14 protein-coding genes are annotated in these 14,983 nt (G+C 55.7%); 10 read left to right on the forward strand and 4 right to left on the reverse strand.

Annotated features, from left to right (window positions below):
- Positions 1 to 226 precede the first annotated feature (226 nt).
- The 10 genes from MTP42_RS05665 (at position 227) to MTP42_RS05710 (ending at position 8,769) form a co-directional block, all read left to right on the forward strand.
- The gene (locus tag MTP42_RS05665) at positions 227 to 1,327 is read left to right on the forward strand and encodes a glycoside hydrolase family 172 protein (protein ID WP_442899454.1); all 1,101 of its coding nucleotides are present in this window, start codon (positions 227 to 229) and stop codon (positions 1,325 to 1,327) included.
- A gap of 234 nt (positions 1,328 to 1,561) precedes the next feature.
- Positions 1,562 to 1,861, forward strand: a complete 300-nt coding sequence (locus tag MTP42_RS05670) for a hypothetical protein (RefSeq protein ID WP_249258148.1) — start codon at positions 1,562 to 1,564, stop codon at positions 1,859 to 1,861.
- A 120-nt stretch (positions 1,862 to 1,981) separates the two neighbouring features.
- On the forward strand, positions 1,982 to 4,036 hold the full coding sequence (locus MTP42_RS05675) for a TIM-barrel domain-containing protein (protein WP_249258149.1): 2,055 nt from the start codon (positions 1,982 to 1,984) through the stop codon (positions 4,034 to 4,036).
- Between the two features lie 170 nt (positions 4,037 to 4,206).
- Positions 4,207 to 5,712 (forward strand): Y-family DNA polymerase, encoded by a 1,506-nt coding sequence (locus MTP42_RS05680; RefSeq protein ID WP_249258150.1) that lies wholly within the window; start codon positions 4,207 to 4,209, stop codon positions 5,710 to 5,712.
- Entirely contained in the window at positions 5,693 to 6,190 is a 498-nt protein-coding gene (locus tag MTP42_RS05685; protein ID WP_249258151.1) for a hypothetical protein, read from the forward strand. The genes MTP42_RS05680 and MTP42_RS05685 overlap by 20 nt, the downstream gene beginning before the upstream one ends.
- Positions 6,191 to 6,287: 97 nt before the next feature.
- Complete coding sequence (locus MTP42_RS05690; protein ID WP_249258152.1) at positions 6,288 to 6,488, forward strand: HFLK protein; 201 nt, start codon at positions 6,288 to 6,290, stop codon at positions 6,486 to 6,488.
- A 113-nt stretch (positions 6,489 to 6,601) separates the two neighbouring features.
- A complete protein-coding gene (locus tag MTP42_RS05695) occupies positions 6,602 to 7,129 on the forward strand; it encodes an isochorismatase family protein (protein WP_249258153.1) in 528 nt (175 codons plus the stop codon).
- 1 nt (position 7,130) lies between these two features.
- Positions 7,131 to 7,661 (forward strand): O-acetyl-ADP-ribose deacetylase, encoded by a 531-nt coding sequence (locus tag MTP42_RS05700; RefSeq protein WP_249258154.1) that lies wholly within the window; start codon positions 7,131 to 7,133, stop codon positions 7,659 to 7,661.
- A 3-nt stretch (positions 7,662 to 7,664) separates the two neighbouring features.
- Positions 7,665 to 8,330, forward strand: a complete 666-nt coding sequence (sfsA, locus tag MTP42_RS05705; RefSeq protein WP_249258155.1) for a DNA/RNA nuclease SfsA — start codon at positions 7,665 to 7,667, stop codon at positions 8,328 to 8,330.
- A gap of 43 nt (positions 8,331 to 8,373) precedes the next feature.
- Positions 8,374 to 8,769 carry an ADP-ribosylglycohydrolase family protein gene (locus MTP42_RS05710; protein ID WP_249258156.1) on the forward strand — a complete coding sequence of 132 codons (396 nt, stop codon included), beginning with the start codon at positions 8,374 to 8,376 and terminating at the stop codon, positions 8,767 to 8,769.
- Positions 8,770 to 8,910: 141 nt separating this feature from the next.
- Here the strand turns inward: MTP42_RS05710 and MTP42_RS05715 are convergent, their stop codons facing one another.
- The 4 genes from MTP42_RS05715 to MTP42_RS05730 are packed head-to-tail and all read right to left on the reverse strand — an operon-like array spanning position 8,911 to position 14,822.
- Positions 8,911 to 10,512, reverse strand: coding sequence for a glycoside hydrolase family 36 protein (locus MTP42_RS05715; protein ID WP_249258157.1), 1,602 nt, complete (start codon positions 10,510 to 10,512; stop codon positions 8,911 to 8,913).
- Positions 10,505 to 11,890, reverse strand: a complete 1,386-nt coding sequence (locus tag MTP42_RS05720) for a glycoside-pentoside-hexuronide (GPH):cation symporter (RefSeq protein WP_249258158.1) — start codon at positions 11,888 to 11,890, stop codon at positions 10,505 to 10,507. The genes MTP42_RS05715 and MTP42_RS05720 overlap by 8 nt, the downstream gene beginning before the upstream one ends.
- Positions 11,881 to 14,262: a glycoside hydrolase family 2 protein gene (locus MTP42_RS05725; protein WP_249258159.1), complete on the reverse strand. Its 2,382-nt coding sequence runs from the start codon at positions 14,260 to 14,262 to the stop codon at positions 11,881 to 11,883. The genes MTP42_RS05720 and MTP42_RS05725 overlap by 10 nt, the downstream gene beginning before the upstream one ends.
- The gene (locus MTP42_RS05730; RefSeq protein WP_249258160.1) at positions 14,259 to 14,822 is read right to left on the reverse strand and encodes a TetR/AcrR family transcriptional regulator; all 564 of its coding nucleotides are present in this window, start codon (positions 14,820 to 14,822) and stop codon (positions 14,259 to 14,261) included. The genes MTP42_RS05725 and MTP42_RS05730 overlap by 4 nt, the downstream gene beginning before the upstream one ends.
- Positions 14,823 to 14,983 lie beyond the last annotated feature (161 nt).

A 14,983-nucleotide genomic window follows, 5' to 3' on the forward strand; every position in this document is an offset into this window, starting at 1 on the left:
AATTCATGTTGTGGTTATGCATTCATAAGTGTGGTACTAAAGATTTATGGCAGTAGCACATTGCTTTTATACAAATAAAAGTGTACAATAATAACAACTTTGCAAGCAATCCCCTTCAAGGAATCAACTGGAACATGGGTGGAGACTGTGCCTGTTAAGCGGAATTGTTTGAATGAATTCAATTCAACATAAAAGACAGTTGCTCATTTGTGAGTAGGAGGAATATATGATGTTTGATTGTGGTTTACAGAATATTTTCCAACTGAAAAACGGACAGTCCCGTTCCATCAACTGGGAAAACCGGAACGGAGAAAAAGGAAAAGGCGGCATGGCATCCAGCGATCTTGGTCCGTCCAGAAAAGGTTCCCCGTGTATTCCGAAAATAGAAGCAGGAGAGACCGTAACACTTGGTGAGATCCAGGGAGAAGGCATGATTCAGCACATCTGGATCACCGTTACAGACCGTACCAGTGAACGTAACCGTTATGTTCTGCGGGATCTTGTTCTGCGCATGTACTGGGACGATGAAGAATTCCCATCCGTTGAATGCCCGCTTGGCGATTTCTTCTGCTGCGGCTTCGGTGTTTCCTACCAGGTGAACTCAGTCCCGATTGCTGTCAATCCGACCCGTGGTTTCAACAGCTATTTCCCGATGCCGTTCCGTAAAAACGCCCGTATTACCATTGAAAATCAGTGTGATGAGCCGATTCCGGCCTTCTTTTATCAGATCGACTATTGCCTGACAACGGTTCCGGAGGATGCTGCCTATTTCCATGCCCAGTGGCGTCGTCAGCGCATAACGGAAAAGGCAAAAGACTACGTTGTCCTCGACAACATCAAAGGGAAAGGCCAGTACGTTGGAACTTATCTTGCGCTTACCAGCCTCGAACGCTACTGGTACGGAGAAGGTGAGATGAAATTCTACATCGATGGAGACAAGGATTATCCAACCATTTGCGGAACCGGAACAGAAGATTACTTCGGCGGTGCCTGGAGCTTTGCAACACAGCAAAATGGCCAAACCGTTGAAAATCAGTACTGTACTCCGTATCTTGGCTATCCTTACTACTCTAGCCACGATACCTTCCTTCATAATGATTACCACAATGATGATCAGATGCCACAACGCAGCTTCTACCGCTGGCACCTTCTTGATCCTATCCTTTTTGAGAAGGACCTTAAGGTAACTCTGCAGCAGATTGGTGTCAGCCACGGAGGTCTTTTTGAACGTCAGGATGATGTAGCTACCACAGCTTACTGGTACCAGACGCATCCTCATGTACCATTCGCGCCACTCATGTCCAGAAAAGAGCGCTGGCCAAGATGATTTTTGACGCTTTTCCTATTTTATATGTTTCATGACTTTGCATATCCATGCAGACGTGATCCTGCCGCCTGACAGGGAGCAGGGAAGTGAGACAGCAGAGCAGTAGCTGCACATTCTGCTGTACCAGACCGATGTGCCGGAGGCGGAACTGAACGCCGCCCTGTCTGACCTGCGTGCCCAGCGCAGGCGGAAAAAGCCAAGTATCAGGGCGCACTCTTTGCGGATGTGTTTCAGGTGGAGCTGATTTTATCGGAGGAGGACAGCGACCGGGCCTGCATCGTGGATGTAGGGGACACCGGCATGAGCTATGTGATCCCGTGGAGCAGCATCCCGCAGGAGCTTCAGCAGCCGCTGCGCCGCTATGTGGCACAGGCGGACGGAAAGCTCTGCGGCTATTGCAAAGAGGAACTCTGCAACACCGAAAACGGACGAATGATCGTGGAGCTGTATCTGGGCAAGCAGGAACATCACGTTTCAAGCACGTTTCAAGGATCTTGTATTGAAATAGCTGCACAACCGCAGCTATTGGGTTGAAAATAAGGCTGAAGCCCCAATTGCTCCAGCCAATGTCAGAGTTTCTTAATTGTCCATCAAAAATACGTTGGTACGTTTTACACTGTGACGATTCAAAAAACAGAGGAGAGATATTTTACTATGATCTACAAAAAGCAATACGGTCAACCATTTGATACCGAAAGTGTAGTGGGTTCTTTTTTGCCCATGATGGAAACGATACCCTATCTGACCAAGGAGCCGGATGGTTTCTCCTATGCCATGGAACCGCAGGATACTCTGTATGGTCTTGGCGAAAACGTCCGTGGTATCAACAAGCGCGGGTGGGTGTACGAAAGCAAGTGCTCCGATGACGGCAACCATACCGAGGGCAAATCCTCGCTGTACGGTGCTTATAATTTTATGATCGTGTCCGGCAAGGATACATTTGGCTTTTTTATCGACTACCCGGGCAAGGTCACCTTTGACTGCGGCTACACCGACATGGATACCTTACGCATCACGGTGGCCGAGGAAAATTACGATCTCTACATCATTGAGGGCGAGAGCCTGACCGATATTGTACACCAGTTCCGCCAGTTGGTGGGGCGCAGTTATATTCCGCCCAAATGGGCTTTTGGCAACGCCCAGAGCCGCTGGAGCTACATGAACGAGGACGAGGTCCGCGAGGTGGTGGTAAATTACCGTGCCAATCATATGCCGCTGGACGCTGTGGTTTTGGATATCGATTACATGGAGCGTTACAAGGACTTTACGGTGGATGCGCAGCGCTTCCCGCGTTTTGCAGACTTTGCCGCCGAGATGAAAGCGCAGGGCATCCATCTTGTCCCCATCATCGATGCAGCAGTCAAGGTCGAAGAGGGATATGATGTGTACGAGGAGGGCGTGAAAAACGGCTACTTCTGCACGAATCAGGATGGCACCCCCTTTGTAGCCGGTGTGTGGCCGGGACGGGTACACTTCCCCGATATGCTCAACCCGGAAGCCCGTGCTTGGTTTGGCAGTCAATATAAAGTTCTGCTGGATCAGGGGATCGAGGGCTTCTGGAATGATATGAACGAGCCTGCTATCTTCTACGCAGAGGAAAGACTGAAAAAGACCTTTGCTCAAATTGAGAAATACAGCAAGCAAAACCTGGATATTTCCAGCTTTGGTGCTTTTACCGGCATGGTGGCAGGGCTTTCCAACAACGAAAACGATTATAAGCTGTTCTACCACAACACCAAACAGGGGCGTATGCGGCACGACAAGGTGCATAATCTTTTTGGTTATAACATGACCCGTGCGGCAGGCGAGGCTTTCGAGCGGCTGGAGCCGGACAAGCGCATTTTGATATACTCCCGTTCTGCCTGCATCGGGATGCACCGGTATGGCGGCATCTGGACTGGCGACAACCATTCTTGGTGGAGCCACATTCTGCTTGCGCTGCACATGATGCCCTCCCTGAATATGTGCGGCTTCCTGTACGAAGGCCCCGACATTGGCGGCTTTGGCAGCAATACCACGGAGGATCTGGTGCTGCGCTGGTACGGCTTGGGCATCTTCTCTCCGCTGCTGCGGAACCACTCTGCCAACGGCACCCGTCGGCAGGAGCCCTACCGCTTTAAGAACAAGGCCGCCTTTGCCGGGATTTTACAGCTGCGCTACCTGCTGCTGCCCTACATTTACAGCGAGTACATGAAGGCTGCTCTGCACGACGGCATGTACTGTATGCCGTTGGCGTTCGCCTTCCCGGAGGACGACTTTGCCCGCCGGGTGGAGGATGAGGTGATGATCGGTGAAAGCCTGTTGATCGCCCCGGTATATGAGCAAAATGCCCGGGGTCGGTATGTTTATCTGCCGGAGGAGATGCTGCAGGTGCGGGTAAAGTGCAGCGAAAGCAACCGCATCGAAACCAGCGTGCTGCCAGCAGGCCATCATTACATTCCGGTGGAGCTGGATGAAGTGGTGTTCTTTATGCGCAAGGGACACCTTCTGCCCCTTGCCAAGGACGGCAAAAAGATCCAGAGCGTTGCCGATGTGGATTTTGCAGATCTGCGCCTGCTTGCCTATGCTCCCGATGGTGCATCCTATGAATACTATACCGATGACGGCGAGACAAAGGATTATGATAAGCCGGAACATTTTGTGCATATCACGCTGGATGCGGATGGAAACGCAAAGAGCGATCGTGCCACGGTCAAAGTAGAAGGATAATCGTCAGTCATTACGCAGTTCCTACAGAGTGACAGCGTTTCAGCTTGAAATGCTGCCACTCTTTTTTGTTGTCTATATCACAGATAAAATAGCGTTCCATCTTGAAAACAGCGTAAAGATTTATTATAATAAGATAAATAGTTGTGACTTTTGCAAAGGAGGGCTGAATCATGGCAGCGCAGCGCACCTATCTGGCAATCGACCTGAAAAGCTTCTATGCCTCGGTGGAGTGCGTAGACCGCCATCTGGACCCCTTGACCACCAATCTGGTGGTGGCAGACGCATCCCGCACCGAAAAGACTATCTGCCTTGCGGTGTCGCCCTCCTTAAAAGCATACAAGATACCCGGCAGAGCGCGGCTGTTTGAAGCCGTCCAGCGTGTCCGGGAGGTCAACACCCAGCGGCTGCAAACTGCCATCCAACAACACAAGGCAGTGCGTGGGGAGGATGGCCAGTACCGCTTTGCCAGCACCTCTTTCGATGCCAACGCCCTGAACACAGACCCTGCACTGGGGTTGAGCTACATTGTTGCGCCGCCCCGGATGCAGCGGTATCTGGATGTGTCCACCCAGATCTACAAGACCTACCTCAAATATGTGTCTCCGGCGGATATCTACCCCTACTCCATTGACGAGGTTTTCATTGATGTGACGGGCTATCTGCCCTATTACCACATGAGTGCCCATGAGCTTGCCATGACCATGGTGCGGGAGGTGCTGTACAACACCGGCATCACCGCAACGGCAGGCATCGGCACCAACCTCTACCTTGCAAAACTGGCCATGGACATTGTGGCAAAGCACATCCCGGCGGACAAGGATGGTGTTCGCATTGCGGAGTTGGACGAGCAGTCCTACCGGTATCTGCTGTGGAACCATCGCCCGCTGACGGATTTCTGGATGACAGGCCCTGGTACCGTCAAGAGGCTGGAAGCCCACGGCATTTATACGATGGGGGACTTGGCACGGTTTTCTATCTACGGAGAAGATCGTCTGTATGAAATTTTCGGCGTGGATGCGGAAATTCTCATTGACCACGCATGGGGCTACGAACCCTGCGGTATGGCTGAGATCAAAAGCTACAAGCCCAGCACCAACAGCATCAGCGAGGGGCAGGTGCTGACCTGCCCCTACCCCAACGACAAGGCAAAGCTCATCGTCCGAGAGATGGCGGAGATTCTGATGTTCCGGCTCACGGAAAAGAAAATGGTGACAGAATCCATCACCTTGGAGATCGGCTACGACCGGGAGAACGTGGACAAGGGCGGCTACCGCGGTCTGACCCAGACCGACCGCTACGGCAGAATCATCCCCAAAGCGGCGCACGGCACCGTCCGGTTTGATGCCCCTACCAATCTGGGCAGCACCCTCATCAACGAAAGCGCAAAGCTGTTTGAGCGCATCACCGACCCGGCGCTGACGGTGCGGCGCATTACCATCAACGCCAACAAGGTCACGCCGGACGAGGGCATCTATCAGGTGGATTTTTTCACCGACACCAAGAAGCTGGAAAAGGAGAAAAAACTCCAGCAAGCCATGCTGGGCATCAAGAACAAGTACGGCAAAAACGCCGTGCTGAAAGCCAGCAGCTACGAAGAAGATGCCACCATGCGCCAGCGCAACGCACAGATTGGCGGTCACAGCGCAGGAGGTTCAGATGGGAAACTACAAAAATAGCAAAATCGGGCTGGAGACCGCCCAAAAGTACGGGGACATTCTGGAGATGGAACGCCCCCAGACCGAAGAATCCCTCCGCAAGCACCCCCGCATGACCCTTCAGAACCGTGCCAAAATATTTTCGCCCTTCTCTCCGCTGCGGGGCTACGACGAGCAGCTTGCCGCAGAAAAGCAGCGCACCGAGCGTGTACCCAAGCGCATTCTGACCGAGGAAGAAATGTCCGCCCTGTCCGATCGGCTGATGCAAGTCACGAAAGGCATGACCATCACAGTGCAGTACTTCAAAGAGGATACCGCCCACCCGGAGGTTCCGGCGGTGGGCAATTACATCACCCTGACCGGAAAAGCAGACCGCATCGACCCGGTGTTCCGCACCTTGCAGGTGGGAGACACCGTGGTGCCCTTTGAAGATCTGGTGGAGGTCAGCGGGGAAGGCATCATGGACATTGATGTGTATCTGGGCATCGGGGAAGAATGAGATGACAAAAAATGCTGGAAGAGATGTTTATGGGACACCTCTTCCGGTAAAATGACCTCAGAAGAAGCAAAACACACTTCAGACGGAGGAAAATACAATGGCAAACGGTGATTACGGCTATTTCGGCAAAGGCGACACGGGCTATGCCCAGTACATGACGGCTTTCAACCGCAACTTTGGCGGTTCGTCTGGCGGCGGAAATCACAACAATGGCGGCGGGGGAGATGGCAGCGGTTGCGGTTGCCTCATCGCCATTGCGGTGGTGGTCGTGCTGGTGCTCCTCGGTATGGGGAGCTGACTCAAGCCCCGCAGGTGAAACACAGGTTTTGTCTATGTGGATTTTTGAAGCCGTTTGTAGAAACCGGTGGTCTGTGGTAGAATGAAACCAAAGAAAAACAGGAGGGCTTACACATGGTTTTACTGGTTGTGGATACACAGAAAGGTATCGTGGATGAACGCCTGTATGCGTTTGAAACGTTTGTCAGCAACATCAAGGAGCTGATCCGGACTGCCCGCGAACAGGGAATCGAGGTCGTCTATGTCCAGCATGACGATGGGCCCGGCACCGGTTTCTCCATCGGGGATGATGAGTTTGATATCTATTCTGAGTTTGCACCACTGCAGACCGAAAAACGGTTCGTCAAGACTGTATGCAACGCTTTCAAGAAAGAGAGCGGATTGCTGGAATATCTGACCGCAAAGGGCGAAAAAGATGTGATGGTCTGCGGCATCATGACCGACTTCTGCATCAATGCAACGATAGAAGCAGGCTTTGAGCACGATTTTCATATGATCGTCCCTGCCTATGCAAATTCCACGCAGGACAACGAGTACATGACAGGAGAGCAGAGCTATCGCTATTACAATGAATTCCTCTGGCCAGATCTCTATGCTAGCTGCGTGCCTATGGATAAGGCACTGAAACTGCTCAAAAAGTGAGGTGTCTGCAACGATTCCCCCAAAAATCAAGAATCAGATTCAAGTAGTGCAGGGAGACATTACCAAGCTGGACTGTGACTGCATCGTGAATGCGGCCAACCGCAGCCTGCTGGGCGGCGGTGGCGTGGATGGGGCCATTCACCGGGCAGCAGGGCCGGAACTGCTTGCAGAGTGCCGCACCCTGCACGGCTGCCGCACCGGCGAAGCGAAGATCACCAAGGGCTACCGGTTGAAAGCAAAGTATATCATCCATACGGTGGGCTCCATCTACTCTGGTACCTCGGAGGATGCTGTGCAGTTGGCAGACTGCTACCGCAATTCGCTGGAGCTGGCAAAGACCTACGACATCCACAGCATCGCCTTCCCGGCAATTTCTACGGGCGTGTATGGCTATCCGCTGGATGCCGCCACCCAAATTGCGGTGGATACAGTGACCGATTGGCTGCAAAGCCACGCCAACTACGATATGAGGGTCATCTTCTGCTGCTTTGACGCCCGGACGGCGCAGGCGTATCAGACAAAAATGGAGTAAACATTGAAATACAGAGAGATCGCGGACGGCATTTTTCTTGACCGCCCCAACCGTTTTATTGCCCATGTAGATGTGAACGGCACGGTGGAAACCGTCCATGTCAAAAACACCGGGCGGTGCAGAGAACTGCTGCTGCCCGGTGCGGCGGTGCATCTGGAAGTGTCGGACAACCCGAAGCGCAAGACAAAATACGACCTTGTGGCGGTACGCAAGCAGGAACTTGGCTGGGTCAACATGGACAGTCAGGCACCCAACAAGGTGGTAGGAGAATGGCTCTCAAAGCAGGAATTTGACCTTGTTAGGCCGGAGTTTGCATACGGAAAATCCCGTATCGATTTTTACATGGAAAAGGGCGAACAGAAATACCTGCTGGAAGTCAAAGGCTGCACACTGGAAGTGGGCGGCATCGGTTATTTCCCGGATGCGCCCACCGAACGGGGCGTGAAGCACTTGCACGAGTTAGCGCAGGCACAGCGGGCAGGGTATCGGTGCGCAGTAGCCTTTGTGATCCAGATGGAAGGCATCACCGAGGTGAGGCCGAATGTTGGCACGCAGCCGGAGTTTGGCACAGCGCTGGCCGAAGCGAAAGCCGCAGGTGTGAGGGTGCTGTTCTTGCTCTGCCATGTCGGGCGGGACAGTCTGGAAATCGTGGAGCAGCGGGAAACATGAAAATGGGATGGAATGAAGAAAGCCATGTGAGGGAGGAATCAGCATGCCTTTTTTGATGATCCGCAACGACATCACCAAGGTAACAGCGGATGCCATCGTCAACCCGGCGAACCGGCAGTATGTGGAGCAGACTTTCGGCTACGATTTGAGCCGCACCTGCTATGAGATTCGTTCGGGCTATCGCCATGTGGAGACCTGTCAGCAGACCGTGCCGGAGGCCATCGTCGCCTTTTTGGAAAGCACCGGCTTTGAAGATGCGCTCCGCAATGCAGTCTCTCTGGGCGGTGACTGCGACACCCTTGCCTGCATCACCGGCGGCATTGCCGAAGCCTTTTACGGGATGCCACAGGAACTGCGGGCAGAGACCTTGAAGCGTCTGCCGGAGGATCTGCGGGCGGCGTACGAGCTGCTCCGGCAGAACCTTGAGCGCAGGATGTGACACCGTCGGTGCTGCACAGACCCAAGCTGTATTTAAAAAACTGAGGATCGTACCGGAAGAACAGCAAAACACCCGCCTGCGTATTGTGTGCAAAGCACAGTACATGGGCGGGTGTGGTTTTGTTGTGGTTTGTTCGCACTGTCAGAACAGGTCGAAACATAATTTTTGTGGAGTTCCGTCCAGCAGATACCGGATATAGAGATGGTCGTTTTCCGCTTCTGCCTGCACCTGCGTGGCGTGCTCAAAGAGGGTGCGCAGACGGCGGTATTCTGCCCGCTGCGCCTCTGTATAGTGGGACGGCATATCCGAGGTGAGGAACACATTGCCCAGCAGGGCATTGACCGTGGCAAGGGTGCGTTTTTGCTCTGCCGTCAACTTGCAGTTTTCCTCCCGGAGGAAGAACACATCCGGGTCGCTGCCGTAGGCACGGCCATTGAGCTGCCGCCGGAATAGCGTGTTGTTGATGGCCTGCTTTGTGGACACCCGCTCCCGGTGGAACAGGCGCATATACCACACATCGTCCCAGTCCAGCCCTACGTCACAGCTGACACGGCAGTAATCCACCAGCCCGAAAGCCGACATCACCGGTACGCCGCAGCCGAGAATCCGCTTTTGCCCGCACCATGTGCGCAAAAGCTCCATAGCACGGTACATCCGGGCTGCCCGGCTCTCGCGGGCGTTGCCAAAGGGGGCAGCACCGTACAGAAAATCCAGCTTGACAAGGTCGAAGCCCCAGTCGTTCAGCACCCGGTCAAATACCCGGCGCAGATAGTCCAGCACGGACGGGTTGTCGAGATCCAGCGCATAGAAACTACTCCAGTTGCAGCCGCAGCACCACGGTTTGCCGTCCACTTTCAGCAGCCAGTCCGGATGCTGCTGGAACAAGGCAGAGTCCTTTTCGCACACAAAGGGTGCAAGCCATAGCCCAGCCTGAAATCCGGCGGCGTGAATTTCCTTCACCATGCCTTTCAGCCCGTGGGGGAATTTCTGTGCATCTGTTTCCAGCCAGTCGCCCACCTCCGGCTCCCAGCCATCGTCGATCTGGAACAGGTCTCCCGGGCAAAGCAGGCTGCGGCATCCGGTCAGGTCCTCCCGGATGGTATCCTCGGTGATGTCCTGATAGCGGTTGTACCAACTGGAATAGCCTGCCAGCTTCTTTTCAGTCCGGGGCTTGATGCCCATAGCCTGAAACCAGCCGTCGAATACCTCGGTCTCGCCGCCCTCGGCAAAAAACAGGTCAAGGAGTGGGAAACTGCCGCCGGGATGCTCCACCCCGGCGCAGTCACGCTCCAGCGTCAGCAGGGCTTTGCCGCTGTCGTAGCGGAGGATGGTGTAGCCCGGCTTCTCGTCCAGCGATGCCACCAGCCGGAACTGTGTGCTCTTGCGGAAATAGCAGTAGGAAAAGCCGTGGCTCTGCCCCTTTTGATGTCCGTAAGACACAAAATGATAATCGCCGTAGCGGTCAAAGGCATATTTTTTGCGCAGAAAGCCGGGGATGTGGTCGGTGCCGCGCAGCTTGCCGTTCCGGTCCAGCTCCGGGCTGTAGGTCCATGTCTGGTAGCCGTTCATGAACAGACGCTCGTCTGCTTCCATCGTCCACGGCATCTCGGCACGCACCGCCTTCAGCGTCCCGGCGGGCAGGTCTGCCGTCAGATGCAGCGCACCGCCATTCTCCGTGACCGTGCAGTTGCCTGTCTGTACGCCGCCGGAAGTTTCCGCGTACCAGTGCAGCGTTTCAGTCATGGTGCGCTTCCTCCCCGTGGAGCTGTGCGCTGATCTCGGCAGCGCGGGCATCGGTCAGAACAAACTTGCGGCGGAACAGCATCAGCGCACCAGCCAGCACCAGCATGGGCAGAACGGTCATCATCAGGCGCAGACCCAGCAGGGTTCCGGCGCTTTGTACTGCCACCGGGCCGGTCTCCTCCGTATTGCCCACAAGACCGATGAGGTCCAGCCCGATGCCGGTCAGGAATACCGCCACACCGGAGGCAGCCTTGACCACAAAGGTCTGCATGGAAAAGATGACGCTCTCCTCCCGGCGTCCGGTCTTGAGCTGACCGTAATCCACGCTGTTGGAAAGGAACAGGGTGGTCAGCACGGTCAGCATCCCGTTGCAGGCGAACACCACCACGCCCGGAATGCACAGCAGGGCAAGGCTGTGGGACAGGCCGGTCAGGCAGAACACCAGCAGCGTGCCGTAGCCGCACAGCGCCAGCAAAAGGCTCAGGTAAAATACCTGCGTACTGCTGAACTTTTTACGCAGCAAGGGGTAAAGCACCATCATGCCAAGAATCTGCGCCGCACCGCCCACGGTGGAAAACAGGGTGTAGGTGGCTTTCCAGCCTGCACCGCCAAGGTCGTATTTGAAGAAATAGATGATGAAGTTGGAGGTAAGGTACAGCGCCGAGTTGATCAGCACGATGCTGCCCACCACTACCATAGCCTGATCGTTGCGGAACAGGGCGGAGAACATCTCCTTTACGGTGGCGGTCTTCATCTCACTGGGGGTGGTTTCTTTCATGGAAATGCAGCACACCAGCTCTGTCACTGCAAAAATTGCCGCTACGATCAATGCCACCCAGCGGAAGCCAGCGCGCTCGCTGTCGCCGCCAAGGGCTCCCACCAGCAGCATGGTGAACATAGCGATAAGGGCAGAGCCAACGCCTGCACAGGTGCGCCCTACCATGGAGAGGTTCTCCCTATCTTTTGGGGTGCGGGTCACGGCCGGGATCATGGACCAGTAGGGGATATCCATCATGGTATAGGTGATGCCCCACAGGATGTACACCACGCTGAAGTAGACCATCAACGCCGCTTCGTCCAGCACCGGGGCGGCAAACAGGGCGTAGAGCACCAGCGCATTGAGCAGCGTGCCGGAAAAGATCCACGGACGGAAACGGCCCCAGCGGGTGCGGGTCTTTGCCACCAGAACTCCCATAAAGGGGTCGTTGAAGGCATCAAAGAACCGGGCCGCCATGAGCACGACGCCCACAAAGCTGGCCGAAAGCCCCAGCACATCCTGATAATAATACATGACGTAAGAAGCCGACAGGGCATATACCATATCCTTGCCCACGGCACCAATACCAAATGCGGTTTTCTGTTTCAGGGTCAGTTCCATACAGCGTCCTCCTTTTCAATGGTGAACCGTAGCACAACGGGCTGGGTCTGCGGTGCAGAAACGGTCAGCAGGGCTTCTCCGGCAGTGCCCACGGTGCGCAGATAGGTTCCGGTCATGCCGCCCTCGGCAACGGCGGTCTGTGGACCCACAAGGGCGGCGCTGCCCTCCACCGCAAACTGCACCGGGAACTGTGCGTAGGGGGCAGGGGTGCCATTCTCGTCCAGAATGCGCACCCGGACAGCCGCCATATCGTAAGTATCTTTTTCCCGAAGAGCCGTCCGGCTGACCTTGACTTCCAAGTGCAGCTTTGCACTGGGGCAGAGGGTCACGCTGCGCACCACGTTGCCATCCTGTACAGCATCGAACCGCCAGCGGGTGGCCTCGCCGCCCCAGTTGCCGACGTACTTGCCGTAGAGGGCTACGCCATCCTCAAAGGTCATTTTGTAGTGCAGCATACACCAGCCGAATTTGACCTTGTAGGCCAGCGGCAGCCCTGCCAAGCCGTATTTCCCGGCAGCCAGCAGGCAGTCCCGTACAGCGGCCGCTTTGGACGGCGAAAAATGCTCCTGCGTTTCCAGCAACTCGCCAATGGGATCGTCCATCACAAAGGGCGGGTGGGGCAGCGCCGTCCACTCGCTGCGGCGCAGAGCGGTGACAAACACATCGTTTTTGTAAAGCTTTATCTGCTGGGCATTGCTGAAAACATAGGCCGTGCCCAGCTGCCCGGCGGGGTTATCGCCAATGTCCATGGAGGAGCTGACCGCCAGCACCGGGTCAGCGTCACCCTGACTGGCATAGACCGCTGCCGCCAATTTGGGGTTGCGGAAGCTGTCCAGCACCCCGTGGTAGCAGATGCGATCCCCGGAGCCAAAATCCTTGTGGGTCTGGTAGTCGAACATACACCAGCCAAAGCACCCGGCGTGCTCTCCGCTGGCATAGGCGGCGTTCTGCACCCGGACGTGCCGCAAGGCGTGCTCCTGTCGATGAGGGCCATCGTCAAAGGCTTTGGCGGGGTACATGTGACCGTTGCACTCCGAGATGAGCAGCGCCTTGCCCATATCGGGGGTCACGTCCTTTTTGGGCTTTGCACCGGGCGTTACGCCGTTGTGGGAAAAATCGTTGTAGGCGTAGACATCCTCCAGCAGATGGCTTTTTTCCAGATACCGCACACCGGAGGTAGCACGGCTGGGGTCCAGCTGATGGGCGATCTGATTTGTGCGGGTGTAGAAGGCATCGTCGTCCACGCTCTCGTTGATGCGCACGCCCCACAGGATGATGCTGGGGTGGCTGCGGTTTTGCAGGAGCATCTCCCGCAGCATTTCACAGGCGGCGTCCTTCCAGTTGTCGTCCCCGATGTGCTGCCAGCCCGGCAGTTCGGTGAACACCAGCAGACCCCGCCGGTCGCACTCGTCCAGAAAATATGGGCTTTGGGGGTAGTGGCTGGTGCGCACGGCGGTGCAGTGCAGTTCCTCCTGCAAAATGCGGGCATCCTCCCGCTGTAGGCTTTCCGGCGCGGCATAGCCGATGTAAGGGTAGCTCTGGTGTCGGTTCAGACCCCGCAGAAAGGTCTTTTTGCCGTTGAGGTAGAAGCCATCTGCCTTGAATTCCGCTGTGCGGAAGCCAAACGTCACCTGTTTGCGGTCGATGGGCTGTCCGGCTGCGTTCAAAAGCTCTGCCACGGCATGATGCAAAACCGGATTCTCTGTATCCCACGGCTGTGCGTCCGGGACGGAAAACTGCATCTTCCCGGTTTCTGCCGCCTGTGCGGTCTGCTCTGCCAGCAGGGTGCCGTCTGCGGTCTCCAGCCGGATGCGGACCGCCACGGCTGCGGGTGTGAGCTCTGCCGTCCACTGCACCACGGCATCATGTAGGGTGGGCGTGTAGACGAACAAATCGGTCAGGCGGCTCTCTGCCGTAGCTTCCAGCCAGACCTCCCGGTACAGCCCGCCGTAGGTCAGGTAGTCGATGACAAAGCCAAAGGGTGGAATGGCCGGGTCTTCACGGGTATCCAATTGCACGGTCAGCAGGTTTTCACCCTCCCGGTCCACAAGGTCTGTGATCTCCACCGCAAAGCCGGTATAGCCGCCCCGGTGCTGCCCGGCAACCTTGCCGTTGACCCACACCACCGCCTGATGAGCAGCTCCGTCAAAGCGGAGGAACAGCCGGGGCGCAGCCTGCACCGGCGGCACCCGGAACCGTTTGCGGTAGCCGCAGACCATCTCGTAATCGGCCGGAGAGGCATAGTGTAGCGGCACCTCCCGGCAGGTATGGGGCAAGCGGACGGCTTGCTGTTTTGGCACCGGCAGCCCCTTGCCAAAGGCTTCGGTCCAGTGGTGGGTAAACTCCCAATCATCGCAAAAACTGTGTTTCATCGCGGCAGCACTCCTTCCAGTAAGATCGAGATCATTTCCTCCAGTACAGCCACATACTGCACCCCGCTTTCTGCCAGACTGCGGTCTGCCAGAAAGCTCTCAATGGACGCGGTGATCATCTGCCGCAGCACCGGCAGGGACACCGGACGCATGACCCCCTCTGCCACAGCCTGTTCCAGCAGCGCCATGGTGGGTTCCCACCCGTTTTCCAATTGACTGCGCACCCGCGCCGCCACCACCGGGTATTTCTCGTCCAGCTCCTTCATCTGCCGCAGGTCCAGCGCGGCGTATTCTTTCGGCATGGCAATGATGACCGCCCGCAGCTTTTCCTGCAAAGTACCGCTGCCCGCCAGAATTTTCTGCTTGCAGTGGTGGATCTCCGCAAAGGCATGGTCTACCATGTCCAGCAGAAGGGCCTCTTTGGAGGGGTAAACGGTGTAGATGGTCTTTTTGCTGATGTGCAGCGGCTCTGCCACCTGCTGCATGGTGAAATGCAGCCCCTGTTGACGGAATAACTGCATCGCCTGTGTGCGCACCAGCGCATCGAGCTTTTCCTGCATGAGCGTCCTCCTTGTGGAAACTGTGCTTGCTTTTCTGGTTTCCATTCTAGTGCGGAAACCGAGCTAAATCAAGCGGTTTCCGTATTTTCTGCGTTCTGCCAAGAAAGTGCAGACATTTTGCAGCAGAATGACAAAAAGAACCCCGGCGTGCCTTGAAAGCT

This window comes from Faecalibacterium sp. I2-3-92, assembly GCF_023347315.1.
Classification (GTDB): domain Bacteria; phylum Bacillota; class Clostridia; order Oscillospirales; family Ruminococcaceae; genus Faecalibacterium; species Faecalibacterium duncaniae.